Annotated in this window: 16 protein-coding genes and 1 pseudogene; 8 read left to right on the plus strand and 9 right to left on the minus strand. The window is 76.2% G+C overall.

Annotation, left to right across the window (positions count from 1 at the left end; all coding sequences use genetic code 11):
* Positions 1-102: 102 nt before the first annotated feature.
* From ATJ88_RS02655 to ATJ88_RS02685, 7 genes are all read left to right on the plus strand, one after another.
* Positions 103-993 (plus strand): CpaE-like family protein, encoded by an 891-nt coding sequence (locus tag ATJ88_RS02655; protein WP_211287447.1) that lies wholly within the window; start codon positions 103-105, stop codon positions 991-993.
* Positions 990-2,147: a TadA family conjugal transfer-associated ATPase gene (locus ATJ88_RS02660; RefSeq protein ID WP_098462492.1), complete on the plus strand. Its 1,158-nt coding sequence runs from the start codon at positions 990-992 to the stop codon at positions 2,145-2,147. The genes ATJ88_RS02655 and ATJ88_RS02660 overlap by 4 nt, the downstream gene beginning before the upstream one ends.
* On the plus strand, positions 2,144-2,779 hold the full coding sequence (locus ATJ88_RS02665) for a hypothetical protein (protein ID WP_245852079.1): 636 nt from the start codon (positions 2,144-2,146) through the stop codon (positions 2,777-2,779). The genes ATJ88_RS02660 and ATJ88_RS02665 overlap by 4 nt, the downstream gene beginning before the upstream one ends.
* A gap of 34 nt (positions 2,780-2,813) precedes the next feature.
* The gene (locus tag ATJ88_RS02670) at positions 2,814-3,398 is read left to right on the plus strand and encodes a type II secretion system F family protein (RefSeq protein WP_245852080.1); all 585 of its coding nucleotides are present in this window, start codon (positions 2,814-2,816) and stop codon (positions 3,396-3,398) included.
* Between the two features lie 86 nt (positions 3,399-3,484).
* A complete protein-coding gene (locus ATJ88_RS02675) occupies positions 3,485-3,760 on the plus strand; it encodes a DUF4244 domain-containing protein (RefSeq protein WP_098462493.1) in 276 nt (91 codons plus the stop codon).
* The gene (locus tag ATJ88_RS02680; RefSeq protein ID WP_098462494.1) at positions 3,757-4,104 is read left to right on the plus strand and encodes a TadE family type IV pilus minor pilin; all 348 of its coding nucleotides are present in this window, start codon (positions 3,757-3,759) and stop codon (positions 4,102-4,104) included. The genes ATJ88_RS02675 and ATJ88_RS02680 overlap by 4 nt, the downstream gene beginning before the upstream one ends.
* Positions 4,101-4,496 (plus strand): Rv3654c family TadE-like protein, encoded by a 396-nt coding sequence (locus ATJ88_RS02685; protein WP_245852082.1) that lies wholly within the window; start codon positions 4,101-4,103, stop codon positions 4,494-4,496. Before ATJ88_RS02680 ends, ATJ88_RS02685 begins: the two co-directional genes overlap by 4 nt.
* Here the strand turns inward: ATJ88_RS02685 and ATJ88_RS02690 are convergent.
* The 3 genes from ATJ88_RS02690 to ATJ88_RS02700 all read right to left on the minus strand — a co-directional run bounded on the left by ATJ88_RS02690 (position 4,477) and on the right by ATJ88_RS02700 (position 8,479).
* Positions 4,477-4,881, minus strand: a complete 405-nt coding sequence (locus ATJ88_RS02690; RefSeq protein ID WP_098462496.1) for a hypothetical protein — start codon at positions 4,879-4,881, stop codon at positions 4,477-4,479. The two genes, ATJ88_RS02685 and ATJ88_RS02690, sit on opposite strands and share 20 nt — an antisense overlap.
* A 194-nt stretch (positions 4,882-5,075) precedes the next feature.
* Positions 5,076-5,945, minus strand: a complete 870-nt coding sequence (locus ATJ88_RS02695; RefSeq protein WP_098462497.1) for an HpcH/HpaI aldolase/citrate lyase family protein — start codon at positions 5,943-5,945, stop codon at positions 5,076-5,078.
* Complete coding sequence (locus ATJ88_RS02700; RefSeq protein WP_098465073.1) at positions 5,942-8,479, minus strand: DEAD/DEAH box helicase; 2,538 nt, start codon at positions 8,477-8,479, stop codon at positions 5,942-5,944. Before ATJ88_RS02700 ends, ATJ88_RS02695 begins: the two co-directional genes overlap by 4 nt.
* 235 nt (positions 8,480-8,714) lie before the next feature.
* Between ATJ88_RS02700 and ATJ88_RS18975 the strand changes: the two genes are divergently transcribed.
* Entirely contained in the window at positions 8,715-9,509 is a 795-nt protein-coding gene (locus ATJ88_RS18975) for a transglycosylase family protein (RefSeq protein ID WP_211287448.1), read from the plus strand.
* A gap of 78 nt (positions 9,510-9,587) precedes the next feature.
* Here ATJ88_RS18975 and ATJ88_RS02710 read toward each other — a convergent pair whose 3' ends face one another.
* The 6 genes and pseudogenes from ATJ88_RS02710 to ATJ88_RS02730 all read right to left on the minus strand — a co-directional run bounded on the left by ATJ88_RS02710 (position 9,588) and on the right by ATJ88_RS02730 (position 14,997).
* Entirely contained in the window at positions 9,588-10,916 is a 1,329-nt protein-coding gene (locus ATJ88_RS02710) for a M18 family aminopeptidase (RefSeq protein ID WP_425432648.1), read from the minus strand.
* 68 nt (positions 10,917-10,984) lie between these two features.
* Positions 10,985-11,680 carry a chitinase gene (locus ATJ88_RS02715; protein WP_211287449.1) on the minus strand — a complete coding sequence of 232 codons (696 nt, stop codon included), beginning with the start codon at positions 11,678-11,680 and terminating at the stop codon, positions 10,985-10,987.
* A 6-nt stretch (positions 11,681-11,686) separates the two neighbouring features.
* Positions 11,687-11,785, minus strand: a pseudogene (locus tag ATJ88_RS19100) (carbohydrate-binding protein); the annotation flags it as partial.
* A gap of 268 nt (positions 11,786-12,053) precedes the next feature.
* On the minus strand, positions 12,054-13,034 hold the full coding sequence (locus tag ATJ88_RS02720; RefSeq protein WP_098462500.1) for an ArsA family ATPase: 981 nt from the start codon (positions 13,032-13,034) through the stop codon (positions 12,054-12,056).
* A complete protein-coding gene (locus ATJ88_RS02725; protein WP_098462501.1) occupies positions 13,025-13,282 on the minus strand; it encodes a cory-CC-star protein in 258 nt (85 codons plus the stop codon). The genes ATJ88_RS02720 and ATJ88_RS02725 overlap by 10 nt, the downstream gene beginning before the upstream one ends.
* Positions 13,282-14,997, minus strand: a complete 1,716-nt coding sequence (locus ATJ88_RS02730) for a carbon starvation CstA family protein (RefSeq protein WP_098462502.1) — start codon at positions 14,995-14,997, stop codon at positions 13,282-13,284. The genes ATJ88_RS02725 and ATJ88_RS02730 overlap by 1 nt, the downstream gene beginning before the upstream one ends.
* Positions 14,998-15,193 lie beyond the last annotated feature (196 nt).

Below are 15,193 nucleotides of genomic sequence, written 5' to 3' on the forward strand. Positions count from 1 at the left end.
CCGTTCGACCAGCACGTCCGTCGGCCGTCCCCAGGGAGCCGTCGTCCACAACCGGCGCCGACGGCGGCTCGGCGGACCGGCCGGGTCGTCCACGGTGTCGCCATGACCGCACCGCCCGACCTCCCGTCCGCCGCCCCCGACGGCCCGCCCCGCCCCGCCCGGCTCGTGGCGGTCGTGGGAGCCTGCGGCGGTGCGGGCGCCAGCGTGCTCGCCGCCGCGCTCGCCCGCGCCTGGCGGCGTCACGGACCCGGCACCACCCTCGTCGACCTCGACGTGCCCGGCGCCGGCGTCGAGGTCCTCCTGGGCACGGAGGACGAGCGCGGCTCCCGCTGGACCGACCTCGACGGCGCGCGCGGCACCGTCGACGGCGCCGCTCTGCTCGCCACCCTGCCCCGCTGGGGAGCGGTCCCCGTGCTGTCCGCCAGCCGCCACGACCCGCGGCCGCCCGCCGACGACGTCGTCCTCGACACCACGACGGCGCTGCTCCGCGCCGGCCAGCGCCTCGTCCTCGACGTGCCCCGCCCGCCCGCCTGGACGCCCGCGACCCGCTCGCTGCTCGCCGCCGCCGACGACGTCGTCCTCGTCGTGCCGCTCACCGTGCCCGGCGCCGCCGGGGCCGCCGCCGTGACGACGCTCCTCGCCGCGGCCGGGGCGCGCAGCCCGCTGGTCGTCGCCCGTGGACCGGCCCCCGGCCGCGTCGACCCCGGCGCGCTGGGGCAGGTGCTCGGCCGGCCGGTCGACGTCGTCGTGCGCTGGGACGCCGGGGTCGCGACGGCCGTCGAGCACGGCGCCGGCCCGGTGCCCGCCCGCCGGGGACGGCTGCACCGTGCCGTGACGACCCTCGCGGGCCTCGTCGACCGCACCGTCGTCCCGGTCGTGCCCGCCGAACGGGCCGCGGGCGTGCGCCCGGCCGGACGGATCGGCCGCGCCGGGCGGGCCGGCGGTCCCGGGCATGCCGCCGACGCCTGGCCGGCCGCGGGAGGCGTCGCATGAACGGCCTCGACCCCGGCCTGCTCGACGGCGTCCGCTCCCGGCTCTCCGCCGCCGGCGGCCTGCCCGACGACCGGGCGCTCGCCACGGCGCTGCGCGCCAGCGGGCGCGTGCTCGGCACCGAGGCGATCGCCGACCTCACCCGCGCGGCGCGCGCGGAGCTGACCGGCGCCGGACCGCTCCAGGCGCTGCTCGAGGTCCCGGGCGTCACGGACGTGCTCGTCAACGGACCCGGCGAGGTCTGGGTGGACCAGGGCGCCGGCCTGCGCCGGGTCGACGTCGACCTCGGCGGCCCGGGCGAGCTCCGGGCCCTCGCCGCCCGCATGGCCGCCCTGGCCGGCCAGCGTCTCGACGACGCCAGCCCCGTCGTGGACGCCCGCCTCCCCGACGGGACGCGCCTGCACGCCGCGGTCGAGCCCGTCGCGCCCGCCGGGGCGGTCATCGCGCTGCGCGTCCTGCGTCAGGCGGTGCTCGACCTGCCCGCCCTGGTCGCGGGCGGTGGCGTGCCCACGCCCTGGCTCCCGCTGCTCACGGGTCTCGTGCACCGGCGGGCCAACGTGCTCGTCACGGGCGGCACCGGCACCGGCAAGACCACCCTGCTCGCGGCCCTCGTCGGGCTCGTACCCACCGACGAACGCGTCCTCACGGTGGAGGAGGCGCGCGAGCTCGCCCCCGTGCACCCGCACGTCGTGCCGCTCACCGCGCGGCGCCCCAACGTCGAGGGCGTCGGCGAGGTCACCCTGAGCGACCTCGTCCGGGGCGCGCTGCGGATGCGTCCCGACCGGATCGTCGTCGGGGAGTGCCGCGGCGCGGAGGTGCGCGAGCTCCTGCTCGCCCTCAACACCGGGCACGACGGCGGCATGGCGACCCTGCACGCCAACGCCGCCGAGCACGTCCCCGCGCGGCTGGAGGCCCTCGGCGCGCTCGCCGGCATGCCCCGCGAGGCCGTCGCCGCCCAGGCCGCCGCGGCGCTCGACGTGGTGCTGCACCTGCGCCGGCACCGCGGGCGCCGGTTCGTCGCCCAGGTCGCCACCGTGGGCGCCGCGTCGGCGACCGGCCTCACGGTCGAGGTGGCCGCGGACTGGGACGGCACCCCGGGGGCCGAGCCCCGCACCGCGCCCGGCTGGGACCGCCTGCAGGACCGGTGGGCCCGATGACCGCCTGGGTCGGGGTCTGGACGGCGCTCGCGCTGTGGTGCGTCACCCGTCGCGGTGGGCGAGCGCCCGCCCGGGCCGGACGGGCGACCGGACGCCCGGCGAGCCCGTGGCGACGGCGCGGCGCCACGGACGTGGTCCGCGTCCGGGTGGTCGTGGCACAGGTCGTGGCGTCCCTGCGGGCCGGCACCCCGCCGGGCGCGGCGTGGACCCGCGTCGCCGGGGTCCCGGCCGGACCCGACGGGGTCCCCGACCGCGCGGCGCTCGCCGACGTCCTCGGCGGGGCCGCACCGGCTGCCGCCGTCGTCGCCGCCGCCCGGCTCGCCCGCGACGTCGGCGCACCGCCCGCCCGGGTGCTGGAGGCCGTGGGCACGGCCCTCGCCGCCGAGGCGGAGGCCGAGGCCGACCGGGCGGCGGCGTTCGCCGGACCGCAGGCCACCGCCCGCGTGCTGCTGTGGCTGCCCGTCCTCGGGCTGGCGCTCGGGACCGCGCTCGGCGCCGACCCGTGGCGCACCGCCACCGACGGCGGCGCCGGGACGGCCGCCGTCGTGACCGGGGCCGTGGCGCTCGCGGCGGGACGCTGGTGGTCGCGGCGGCTCGTCGACGTCGCCCGGCGCGCCGGGGGTACCGCATGAACCCGGGCCGCGTCCCCGGCGTGGGAGGGGTGTCGTGAACCCGCCGGCGCTGACCGTCGTCGTGGGCCTGACCGCCCTGGCCGGGCTCGCCCCCTGGTGGTGGCCCGCGCACCGGACCACGGTGCGGACCGTCCGCCTCGCCGCGCCGCCCCCCGCCGCGGCCGGCCCGGACGCGGACGGGAGCCCTGTGGACGTCACCGTCCAGCTCGAGCTCGTCGCCGCCGCCGTGCGGGCCGGTGCCGGGCTGGCTCGCGCGCTGGAGGCGACCGGGCACGCCGTCGGCGGCCCCGACGGCCGGGTGCTGAGCGTCGTCGCCGCCGGGCTGCGGCTCGGCGCGTCGTGGGACGCCGCCTGGGCGGGCAGCGGCTGCCCCGACCGTCTGCACCCGGTGCGCGACGCCCTGCGGCAGGCCTGGCAGGAGGGCGCCGCCCCCGGCGAGGCGCTGCGCGCCGCCGCCGACGACGTCCGCCAGGAACGGCGCGCCGCCGTCCGGGCCGCGGCCGCCCGGCTGGGCGTCCGGCTCGTGCTGCCCCTGGGCGCCTGCTACCTGCCGGCCTTCGTCCTGCTCGGGCTCACGCCCGTGCTGCTGTCCCTCGGCCTGGACCTGCTGTCCGGCTGACCGCCGTCGCCCCACGGGGCGCCACCGGTGCGGCCGTCCGGCCGCACCGCCACCCGGGCCACGGCCCGACACCCTCCGGAGGAACCATGCACACCATCACCGCCGCTCGCCTGGACCCGCACCCCGCCTCGCACGGTGCGGACGTCCCCGGCGCGGACGTCGTCGTGCCCGAGCCGCCCGCGCCGGACGCCGCCGCGCCGGACCGCGTGCCGCTCGACCCCGAGTCCGGGCTCGCCACCGCCGAGTACGCCATCGCCACGATCGCCGCCGTCGGGTTCGCCGGGCTGCTCATCCTCGTGCTCAAGAGCGACACCGTGCGCGGCCTGCTGGAGAGCATCATCACGTCGGCCCTGTCCGTATGAGCCGTCGCGACCGGGAACGCGGGTCCGTCACGGCCGAGCTCGCCGTCGGGACGCCCGTCGTCGTGCTGCTCCTGGTCGCCGTCCTGACGCTCGTCGCCGCGTCCGCCGCGCAGCTGCGCGCGGCGGACGCGGCGCGGGCCGGGGCACGCCTCGTCGCCGTCGGCGAGGACGACGCCGCGGTCCGGGCCGCCGTCGCCCGGGTCGGCGGCGCGGACGCCACCACGCAGGTCGTCGACGAGGGGGAGTGGGTGCGGGTCGTCGTCACCCGGCCCCTGGCCGGTGGCTGGCTCGCCGGGCTGCCGCTCACCGCCGACGCCGAGGCCGTCGCCTGGGTGGAGCCGTGAGGGGCGTGGCCCGGCACCACGGCGCCGAGCGGGGCGCGGGCACCGTGCTCCTGCTCGGCGTCGTCGCCGTCGTGCTGCTGTGCTTCCTCGGGCTGGCGGCGCTCGGAGCCGCCCAGCACGCCCGCGCCCGGGCGCAGTCCGCCGCCGACCTCGCGGCCCTCGCCGCCGCGACGGCGGCCCGCAGCGGTCTGGACGCGTGCACGACGGCGTCCGCGGTCACGCGGCGCAACGGCGGGGAACAGGCCGACTGCCTGCCCGGCCCGGGCGGGACCGTCACCGTGACGGTCGTCGTGCCGGTGCGCGGACCCGCCCTGCCCGGCGCCGGTCAGGGCGCCGTCGCGCGAGCCCGCGCGGGCCCCGACCCGGACGTCGTCAGCGGGTCGGCGGGGTGATCCCGTCCGTCGGGTCGGCGGCGCGCGTCACGGGGTCGGTGAAGGTCGCGCCACCGGCGGACGCCGCGGGCTCGAGGGACGCGTCCTCGGTCGCGCCCTCGCCGCGCCGCGCCGCGAGCACCGCGCGGACCGCGTTCACGACCACGAGCACGGGCAGCGCGAACACGTACCAGGCGATCCAGTACTCCGCCGGGAGGAAGAGGTAGAGGTAGGCCCCGTACCCGAGCATCGCCACGCCCAGGAGGACGCCGAGGAGCCGCCGTCCCGCGGACAGCGCGCCGGTCACGGCCGACGCGACGATCGACAGCAGACCGGACACCACCAGCGCGACGGTGTACGTCGCGTAGGTGGGGTCGATCTCGAACAGCTCAGGCAGGTACCACATCGTGAACGTCCTTCGGTTGCGGGGAGGCCCTCCGAAGGGGAGGGGCCGCCGCAAAATACCGCCAATCGGACACCCGTGAAAAGAGGAGGCAAAGAATTGGCCGGACGTTCACCGACCGTCGTCCGCGCGTTCCCCTGCCGGTGGGCGCCCGGCGCGCCCCCGTGCGGAGGTGCGCGCCGGGCCGCCGTCCCGGCTCAGGACGGTGTGATGCGGAACAGCCGCGCGCGCTCGGAGATGAGGCGGGCGCGCGCCAGGCGCGGCTTGTCCGAGCCGTCGCGGATGATCGACCCGGACGCCTCGAACTCCGCGAGGAAGTCCATCGCCCACACGACGTCCGCGGGCGCGGGGGACAGGCACTCGTTGACGACCGCCGGCTGCTCGAGGTCCAGGCAGAGGCGCCCGGTCATGCCGAGGGCGACGGCGTCGCCGGACTGCTCGCGCAGCAGCGGGTGGCTCGACCCGACGGTGGGGCCGTCGATGGGACCGGGCAGGCCGCCGATGCGGCTCGCGGTGACGAGGCGGGAGCGCGGGTACGCCATCGCGAGGGGCTCGTTCGCGGCACCGGTGTCGCGGCGGTAGTCGCCGGACCCGAACGCGAGGCGGAACACACCCGGCGCCCGCGCGATCGACACGGCGTCCTCGATGCCCAGCGCGGACTCGACCAGCGCGACCACCGGCACCTGCCCGCCGAGCCGCTGCACGGTGTCGACCACCTGGTCGGCGCTCTCGACCTTCGCCAGGACGACGCCGCGCAGGCCCGGCGCGTCGCGCAGGGCGGCCATGTCGTCCTCCCACGCGTCCGAGGAGCGCTCGTTGATGCGCACCCACGCCTGCCCGCCGCCGGCGAACCAGTCGAGGACGAGCCCGCGGGCCTCGGCCTTGCGGGAGTCGTCCACGGCGTCCTCGCAGTCGAGGACGACCTGGTCGGCGCGGCTGAGCTGGGCGGCGTCGAACTGGTCGGCGCGCAGCGCGTTGAGCAGCAGCCAGGAACGGGCGTTGGCGGGCGCGACGCGGTTCGCCTCGCGGGTCTCCCGCAGCGTCGCGAGATCGGTGTCTGTGGTCACCCCACGATCGTAGGTCCGCCGGGGGCGTGCGCCAGCACGGCCTCCAGGACCCGCAGCGCCGCCGCCTTGTCGAGCGGGGAGTTCTCGCTGCCGCACTTGGGGGACTGCACGCAGGCCGGGCACCCGTCGGTGCAGGGGCAGGCGGCGACGGCGTCGTGGACGGCGCGCAGCCACCGGTCGCCGAGCTCGTACCCCCGCTCGGCGAACCCGGCGCCGCCCGGGTAGGCGTCGTAGACGAACACGGTGGCCTCGCCGGTGTCCGGGTGCAGGGCGGTCGACACCCCGCCGAGGTCCCACCGGTCGCACGTCGCGAGCAGCGGCAGCATGCCGATGGCGGCGTGCTCGGCCGCGTGCAGGGCGCCGGGCACGGCGTCGTCGTCCACGCCGGCGGCACGCAGCACGTGCGTCGGCACCGACCACCACACCGCCTGCGTGCCGAGGGTGCGCTGCGGGAGGTCGAGCGCCTCGGTGCCGAGCACCTGCATGTCGGGGACGCGGCGCCGCTGGAAGCTCACCACCTGGCTCGTCACCTCGACGGGCCCCAGGCCCCACGTGACCGGCCCCCACGTGCGGGACCGCGCGGGCGCCGACCCCTCGGGCGCGGGGTGCACGTCGTCGCCGGGCTCGGCGATCGCGATCTCCATCACCTCGCGCGACCACGTGCCGTGGTCGACGTCACGGCGCACGACGAGCGCCACCCGGTCGGCGAGGTCGAGGTGCTCCACGACGAACGTCACGCCCTGGTGGACGTACACGGCGCCGTCGTGCACCTGCCCGTCGGCGGACGCGGCGTCGACCGTGCCGAGCAGGCGGCCCGTCGCGGACTCCACGACGCGTACCGGCTGGCCGCCGGAACCGCGCAGGTCGGCCATCGCGGCGGCGGGCTGGGCGTGCGTCCAGTACCAGCCCGACGGCCGGCGGCGCAGCAGGCCGCGGGCGACGAGGACGTCGAGGATCTCCCGCACGCGCGCCGGGTCCCCGAACCGCTCGAGCGCCTCGGTGCGCAGCGGCAGCTCCTGCGCGGCGGCGCAGAGCTGCGGGGCGAGCACGTACGGGTTGGCGGGGTCGAAGACGGACGCCTCCAGCGGGGCGTCGAACACGGCCTCCGGGTGGGTGACGAGGTAGGTGTCCAGGGGGTCCTCGCGCGCGACGAACGCGACGAGCCCGTCCGCGCCCGCGCGTCCGGCGCGGCCCGCCTGCTGCCACAGGGACGCGCGCGTGCCGGGCCAGCCGGCGACGAGCACGGCGTCGAGCCCGGACACGTCGACGCCGAGCTCGAGGGCGTTCGTCGTGGCGAGGCCGAGGATCTCGCCGGTGCGCAGCGCCTCCTCGAGCTCGCGACGCTCCTCGGGCAGGTAGCCGCCGCGGTAGGCGGCGACGCGGGCTGCGAGGTCGCCGGACACGTGCCGGAGGTGGTCGCGGGTGGCCTGCGCGACGGTCTCGGCGCCGCGCCGGGACCTCGTGAACGCGAGGGTGCGGGCGCCGTGCGCGGTGAGGTCGGCGAGGAGGTCCGCGGCCTCGGCGGTGGCGGAGCGGCGCGGGTGCTCGGCGGCGCCGTCGGGCGTGAGGACGGCGTCGGCCTCGTGGGCGCCGCGGTCCAGCGGGTCGGGCAGCGCGGCGGGGTCGTCCGCGGGCGGGTCGTCGTCGAAGGAGTAGCCGGCGATCTCCGGGGGGCGCCACAGGACGACGGTGCGGCGCCCGGCGGGGGAGGTGTCGGTGGTGACGGCGGTGACCTGGTCGGGCGGGACGCCCACGAGGCGGGCGGTGGTGGCGGCGGGCTCGGCGGTGGTGGCGCTGGCGACGACGACGGTGGGCGCCCGCCCGCCGTGGTGCTCCACGAGCCGGGCGAGCCGGCGCAGCACGAGGGACACGTGGGCGCCGAACACGCCGCGGTAGGCGTGGCCCTCGTCGACGACGACGTACCGGAGCCCGCGCAGGAGCCGGGCCCAGCGGCGGTGGGTGGGCAGGAGCGCGAAGTGCAGGAAGTCGGGGTTGGTCAGGACGACGTCGGCGTGGTCGACGGCCCAGCGACGTTCCTCGGACGGGGTGTCCCCGTCGCAGGTGGTGACGCGCACGTCGCGGGTGCCGGCGGCGTCGAGCAGGCGGGTCAGCGCGCCGAGCTGGTCGGCGGCGAGCGCCTTGGTGGGGGCGAGGTAGAGGGCGGTGCTGCGGCGCACGACGGCGTCGACGCGGCCGGGGGCGTCGAGGGCGGCGGCGCGGTCGGCGCGCACGGCGGACAGGGCGGGGAGCCAGAACGCGAGAGACTTGCCGGACCCGGTGGAGGTGGCGAGGGCGACGTGCCGGCCGTGCCAGGCGGCGTCGGCGGCCTCGACCTGGTGGCGCCAGGGCTTCTCGACGCCGAGGGTGCGGTATCCGGCGACGACGTCGGGGTCGGCCCAGGCGGGCCAGTCGGCGTGGGTGCCGGTGCGGCCGGGCAGGGTGCGGGCGTGGGTGAGGCGGTCGGAGCGGGTGCCGTGCGCGGTGAGGACGTCGAGCAGCGGGTGCTGGGCGTCGGGGGGCGGGGCGGCGGGCACGGCCACAGTCTCGCACCGTGGCGTGCCGGTGCGCTTCGCGGCTTTCGGGGGCGTGTGGGCCTTCGGGAGCTTTTTGCCAGTAAATATCGCAGAAAGGCATGAATGGACGTACCGGGGCGATTGAAACGTGAATGCACACAATATGATGTGCGACCTGTCGAGCGAAAATGAAGATGTTGTAAATTCATGCCGATCGGCTTCGTTATCAAGCCGTGATCATCGTTCCCTGGACGGCATGCCCCGACTCCGCGCCCCCCGGGTCGCCGCTGCCCTCGCCACCGTGACGGCTGCCGCGCTCGTCCCCCTGACCGTCGCCCCGGCCTCCGCCGCCCCCGTGGCCCAGGCCCCGACCGCCACCACGACCACCGCCGCCACGCTCCCGGCGACCACCCGCACCACCGTCCGCTGGGTGAAGAAGGACCGCGCCCGCGTCGTCGCGAAGCGCGACCGCAGCAGCCGCACGATCGCCCGGCCGAGCGACGGCACCCGCCTCGTCGTCGTCGACCGCGCCGTCAACCAGCTCAAGGTCCGCCTCCCCAGCGGCAGGACCGGCTGGATCCGCAAGGCCGTCGTCACCACCACGCCGCTGACCGACGTCGCCGGCACCCGCTACACCACCGGTCGCGTCAAGGTCACCAAGAAGATCAACGGCTCCTCCCGCACGGTGGCCACCGCCGCGCTCGGCACCGAGCTCAAGCGCACCGCCCGCACCACCGGCCGCGACACCAACCGCGTCAAGGTCAAGCTGCCCGGCGGGAAGACCGGCTGGATCTCCTCCAGCCGGCTGACCACGCGCGACGTGTGGGGCCAGCTCGCGAACTGCGAGTCCGGCGGCCGCCCCGGCATCAACACCGGCAACGGCTACTACGGCATGTACCAGTTCACGGCCTCCACCTGGCGCGCGGTGGGCGGCAGCGGCCTGCCGCACCGCCACGGCGCCGCCGAGCAGACCAAGCGCGCGCAGATCCTCCAGGCCCGCGCCGGGTGGGGTCAGTGGCCCCACTGCACCAGCAAGCTCGGCCTGCGCTGACCCGGACGTTCCGCGCGGACGCCCGCTGAGGCACGGCGCCCGGCGACCCCTCGCGGGGTCGCCGGGCGTCTTTGCAGGTCAGCCCGCCAGCACCGCGGCCATGGCACGCGACAGGTACCAGGGGTCGACGACGGCGGTGAGCTCGCGCGCGGAGTGCATCGACAGGATGGGCACGCCGACGTCGACGACGCGGATCCCGAGCCGCGTCGCGGTGATGGGGCCGATGGTGGACCCGCAGGGGATCGCGTTGTTGGAGACGAACTCCTGGGTGGGGACGTCCGCCGCGGCGCAGGCCGCCTGCCAGCGGGCGGCGCCGTGCGCGTCGGTGGCGTACCGCTGGTTCGCGTTGATCTTGAGGATCGGCCCGCCGCCGGCGACGGGGTGGTTCGCGGGGTCGTGGCGCTCCGGGTAGTTGGGGTGCACGGCGTGCCCGACGTCGGAGCTGACGCACACCGACGCGGCGAACGCGCGACGGCGGTCCTCGCCGCCCGCGCCGAGGGCGCGCGACACGCGGCCGAGGACGTCCGCGAGGAACGGCCCGGCGGCGCCCGAGCGGGACTCGGACCCGATCTCCTCGTGGTCGAACGCGGCGAGCACCGCCACGGACGTCAGGTCGGCGGGGTCGGCCCCCAGCAGCGCGACGAGCGCCGCGTGCGTGGACAGCAGGTTGTCGAGGCGTCCCGACGCCCACAGGGACCCGCCCGCACCGAACGCGCGCGGCGGCTGCGTGTCCGCGACGACGACGTCGTAGCCGGCCACGTCGGCCGCGTCCACGACGCCCTGGGCCGTCTCGACGCGCGCGGCGAGCTCGGCCAGCACGTCGGCGTCCGCGAGGTCGCCCAGCCCGAACACGGGCTGCGTGTGCCGCTGCTTGTCGAGCGTCAGGCCGTCGTTCACGGCGCGGTCGAGGTGGATCGCGAGCTGCGGGATGCGGGCGAACGGGCCGGTCCGCACCAGGTGCTCGGAGCCGTCGCGGAGCACGAGGCGCCCGGCGAGCTCCAGCTCCCGGTCGAGCCAGGAGTTGAGCAGCGGGCCGCCGTAGACCTCGACCCCGGCCTGCCACCAGCCCTCGCGGCCCGTCGTCGGGCGCGGCTTGAGCTTGAAGCCGGGGGAGTCCGTGTGGGTGCCGAGCACCGTGAACGGCGTCGTGGGGCCCGCCTGCGCCGGGACGACGAACGCGATCGCGGACCCGTCCCGCACGACGACGTACCGTCCGCCGGGCTCGACGTCCCACGCGGCGGTCTCGTCGAGCGGCGCGTACCCGGCGGCCTGCGCGCGGCGGGCCACCTCCGCGGCAGCGTGGTAGGAGGACGGGGACGCGGTCACGAACGCGCCGAGGTCCTCGGCGTGGGCGCGGGCGGCGTCGGGGACGTGCGTGCTGTTGGCTGCGGCGACCATGCCTGGCATCCTCCCACGGCACGCACGAGGGGCCGCCGGCGGACCTCCCGCCGACGACCCCGCGCGCTGCGGACCGCTCAGCAGCCCAGGTTGTTGCCCGGGGTGGTGCCGAGGATCTGCACGAACCGCTGGAACGCGTCGATGCGGCTCTGCACCTGGGCGGGGTTGCCGCCGTTGCACTCCAGCGAGCCGTTGATGGACCGGATCGACTCGCCGAACCCGGCCCCGCTCACGATGGCCTGGTGGCCCGACATCGTGCCCGCACCCGACTGGGTGTTCCAGAACCACAGGCCGGTCTTCCACGCGACGGCCGGGTCGGTCTCCACCAGGTACGGGTTGTTGAGCAGGTCGATGCCGAGGGCGTCACCGGCCGCCTTGTAGTTGTAGTTCCAGGAGAGCTGGATCGGGCCCTTGCCGTAGTAGGCGGACTGCCCGGCCGGGCAGCCGTACGGCTGGGACGCGTCGCAGTAGTGCGGGTAGTTCGCGGTGTTGATCTCCTTGACGTACCGCAGGCCGCCCGTCTCGTGGTTGACGTTCGCGAGGAACGCGGCAGCCTCCCGCTTCGCGATCTCGGGGCCGCCCGCCGACGCGAAGTCCGGGTAGGCGGACAGCGCCGCGACCAGGCCGTCGTACGTGTAGAACGCGTTCCGGCTGGGGAACATCTGGTCGAACTGCGCACGGCTGACGACGAACGTCCCGGTGCCGGGCGACGTGGGCGAGGTGGTGGGCTGCGGCGTGGAGCCGCCGCCGCAGGCGCCGGCGGAGCGCCACACGCCCCACTGGCCGGTGGTGCCGGGGGTCTCGCCCTGGGTCCACCATCCGGCGGTCCAGTTCTGCCCGCCGTACGAGACGGCCGCGCCGCCCGTGTAGACGGCCCGTGCGGACCAGGTGGGCGCGCAGGTGGCGGCGCTCGCCGGGGCCGCGGGACCGGCGGTGGCCTAGGCCAGGGCGCCGGCGGCCGCCACGGCGAAGGCGGCCAGGGCGGCGGCGACGCGGCGCCGCGCCCCGCCGTCGCGCAGGGCGTGTGCTGTCGTGCGGGTCATGGTCGGCCTCTCGTGGGGTGGATGCTGACCGACCGAGTCTGTGGGCCTCGCCCCGCGGTGGACAACACCCGTACACGCGCCGCGCTCAGGGTGTGGATAACCCTTACGCGGGCCGACCGTCGAGCAGGTCGCCGAGCGTCGTCAGGGCCTCCGCGCCGACGAGGTCGACGGGCAGCAGCGGCACCTCGACGACGGGCAGGTGTCCGAGCCGGTCGCGCAGCACGGCGAGGTGCGCGGTCTCGGCGTCGTGCCGGGCCGCGAGCAGCGGTCCCGCGTCGCGCGGGGACCGCTTGTTGACGACGAGACCCCCGACGGGCACGCGCAGCCCTTCGAGCTGCGCGACGAGCTCGACGGACTCCAGCACGGGCAGCCGCTCGGCGGCGAGGACGACGACGAACGCGCACCGGTCGGCGTCGGTGAGGACGTCGGCGAGCACGGCGAACCGCTCCCGCCGCCGCGTCAGGACGGACCGGATCTCGGCGTCGCGGCGGGCCTCGGACTCGGCGCGCCCGCCGAGCATCTGCGCTGCCGCGCCGAGGCGTTCGGAGCGGTCGCGCCGGCGCAGCAGCCCGTCGGTCCAGGCCCCCATCGTCGCGGGCAGGGACAGCAGGCGGGCCGTGTGCCCGGAGGGGGCCGTGTCGAACACGACGAGGTCGTACGCGGCGAGACCGAGCCCGACGAGGTCCGCGACGCGCTCCAGCACCGCGGCCTCGTGCATGCCGGGGGCGTCGCGGGCGAGGTCGAGGTGGCGGTCCACCTCGCCGCCCAGGTGCTCCGGCATGAGGCGCCGCAGGGTGGCCCGCACCGCGGCGAGGTGCGCGGTGGTCGTGCGCTCGGGGTCGACCTCGACGCCGTCGAGGTACCCGGGACCGCCAGCGCCGTCGGCCAGGCGGACGACGTCGTCGCCCACGGTGCGGTCCCACAGGTGGCCGAGGTTGTGGGCCGGGTCGGTCGACACCACGAGCACCCGGCGCCCGGCGCGGGCCTGGTGCAGGGCGACGGCGGACGCGACCGACGTCTTGCCGACGCCGCCCTTGCCGCCGAGGAACAGGACGCGCCGCCGGGCGGCGAGGTCTAGCAGCACGACACGTGGTCCAGGGGCGAGCGGTCCATGCCGAGGCGCGTGTGCCACTCGTGCACCCGGTCCGCGACCAGCGGCAGCATCTCGACCGTGTAGTAGGAGGCGGGGTTCGGCACCCCGAGCGCCTCGGCGAGGACGACGAGCGTGAACAGGTCGTCCTCGTCGCGGTGGGCGCGGGCGAGCGTGCGCCGGTACGGCGCCTCGTAGAACTCGCGCAGGCCCGCCGAGAAGGCGCTCAGGGTGCCGCGCATCAGCGCTCCGCCGTGCCCGAGCCGACGGACCCGGCGGCGACCGGCTCGTCCGTCTCCGGGTCGAACGTGCCCTTGCGGGCCGCCTGCATGGCGATCGCGGTCTCCAGCGCCACCCACAGGGAGGCGACGAGGATGACCACGTCGAGGCCGAGCAGCAGCCAGTTCTGGTCGTTCCAGAACGTGCCGAGCTGCACGATCAGCGCGTAGATCGACATCACCATGACGAACACCAGCGGGACGAGCACCGGCAGCGGGTTGCGCTTCTTGCGCAGCAGGATGACGGCGACGATCGCGAGGGTGAGCGACGCGAGGAGCTGGTTGGTGGTGCCGAACAGCGGCCAGATGAGCAGACCGCCCGAGCCGTCCGCGCCGGTGCTGAAGGTCAGCGCCATGGCGACGCCCAGCACGACGAGGGTCGCGACGACCTTGTTGACCTTCAGCCCGAGCACCTCGCCGGCCTCCTGGACGACGAACCGCTGGAGGCGCACGCCGGTGTCCATGGTGGTGGCGGCGAACAGCACGGCCATGGTCGCGAGGATCGTCGCGGACAGCGACGCGGGGATGCCGAGCCCGGCGTTCATGATCGCGCCGCCGCCCTCGACGAACGCGGACACGCCGCCCTGGTTGAAGGCGCTGTACACGGCCTCCCATTCGGCGAGCGTCTGGTACCCGGCGGTGGCGGCGATGATCGCGCCGAGGGCGAGCAGGCCCTCGCCGACGGCACCGAAGTAGCCGACGAACCGGCCGTCGGTCTCCTTGTCGAGCTGCTTCGAGGACGTGCCGGACGACACCATGCCGTGGAAGCCGGAGATGGCGCCGCACGCGACGGTGACGAACAGCAGCGGCACGAGCGACGGCGTGCCCTCGGGGACGGCCGTGTTGATCGCGGGCGCGACGATGGTCGGGCTGGCGATCAGCACCGAGCCGTAGAGCAGCGCGAGGCCGACGAAGAGCTGGACGCCGTTGATGTAGTCGCGGGGCTGGAGCAGCACCCACACGGGCAGCAGGGACGCGATGCCCGCGTAGAGGAACAGCGCGGTGATCCAGAACGCCGCGGGCGACATGCCGAGGATCGGGTCCGGCAGGACGATCGGGAACCGGTCGCCGAGCAGGATGAGGGAGTACAGGGCGACGACGCCGATGACGGTCGTCAGGGGCAGGTTGATCTTCCAGCGGTAGATCATCTGGCCGACGACGAGCGCGACGAGGATGGCGCCCCACACGGGGATGACGGACGTCGGGGTCTTGATCAGCAGGTTGGTGATGACGGTCGCGAAGGCGGCGACCACCATGAGCAGCAGCAGGAAGATCACGACGAGGAACAGGTTGCGGCCGCGCGCGCCGATGTACCGGCCGGACAGCATGCCCATGGACTGGCCGCGGTTGCGCACGGACGCCCACAGGGCGCCCATGTCGTGCATGCCCGCGAAGAACACGGTGCCGAGGGTGACCCAGAGGAAGGCGGGGAGCCAGCCCCAGATGACGGCGACGGCGGGCCCGACGATGGGCGCGGCGCCGGCCACGGAGGTGAAGTGGTGGCCCCACAGGACGAACTTGTTCGTCGGCACGTAGTCGACGCCGTCGTTCATCTCGTGAGCGGGGGTGCGGAAGCTCTCGTCGAGCTTGTACACCTTGCTGCCGAGGAACTTCGAGTAGAGGAAGTAGCCGGCGATCACCATCGCCAGGCCGATGATCATGAGCACGAGGGAGTTCACGGGGGGCTCCGGGGTCGTCGTTGACACGTTCGGCCCGAGTGTACGCACGGGGGTGGTCCGGCCAGGGAGGTCGGAGGGTGTTGCCGCAGGCGACCGCCTTGGTTCGTGACCGGCGTCACATGTGGGTAGACTCCCCGGCATCCCGTCGTCAACGGCGACGGCGGGAGCTTTCCCCAGGCGCTGCGCCCGGTCACCG

The sequence above is a fragment of the Isoptericola jiangsuensis genome, assembly GCF_002563715.1.
Lineage (GTDB): Bacteria > Actinomycetota > Actinomycetes > Actinomycetales > Cellulomonadaceae > Isoptericola > Isoptericola jiangsuensis.

Bases quoted from the DNA above. Each gene is read 5' to 3' on its own strand.
- ATJ88_RS02675 (WP_098462493.1), top strand. From the start codon at position 3,485: ATGCACACCATCACCGCCGCTCGCCTGGACCCGCACCCCGCCTCGCAC.
- ATJ88_RS02710 (WP_425432648.1), bottom strand. From the start codon at position 10,916: ATGCCAGGCATGGTCGCCGCAGCCAACAGCACGCACGTCCCCGACGCC.
- ATJ88_RS02690 (WP_098462496.1), bottom strand. From the start codon at position 4,881: ATGTGGTACCTGCCTGAGCTGTTCGAGATCGACCCCACCTACGCGACG.
- ATJ88_RS02655 (WP_211287447.1), top strand. From the start codon at position 103: ATGACCGCACCGCCCGACCTCCCGTCCGCCGCCCCCGACGGCCCGCCC.
- ATJ88_RS02725 (WP_098462501.1), bottom strand. From the start codon at position 13,282: ATGCGCGGCACCCTGAGCGCCTTCTCGGCGGGCCTGCGCGAGTTCTAC.
- ATJ88_RS18975 (WP_211287448.1), top strand. From the start codon at position 8,715: ATGCCCCGACTCCGCGCCCCCCGGGTCGCCGCTGCCCTCGCCACCGTG.
- ATJ88_RS02665 (WP_245852079.1), top strand. From the start codon at position 2,144: ATGACCGCCTGGGTCGGGGTCTGGACGGCGCTCGCGCTGTGGTGCGTC.
- ATJ88_RS02660 (WP_098462492.1), top strand. From the start codon at position 990: ATGAACGGCCTCGACCCCGGCCTGCTCGACGGCGTCCGCTCCCGGCTC.
- ATJ88_RS02680 (WP_098462494.1), top strand. From the start codon at position 3,757: ATGAGCCGTCGCGACCGGGAACGCGGGTCCGTCACGGCCGAGCTCGCC.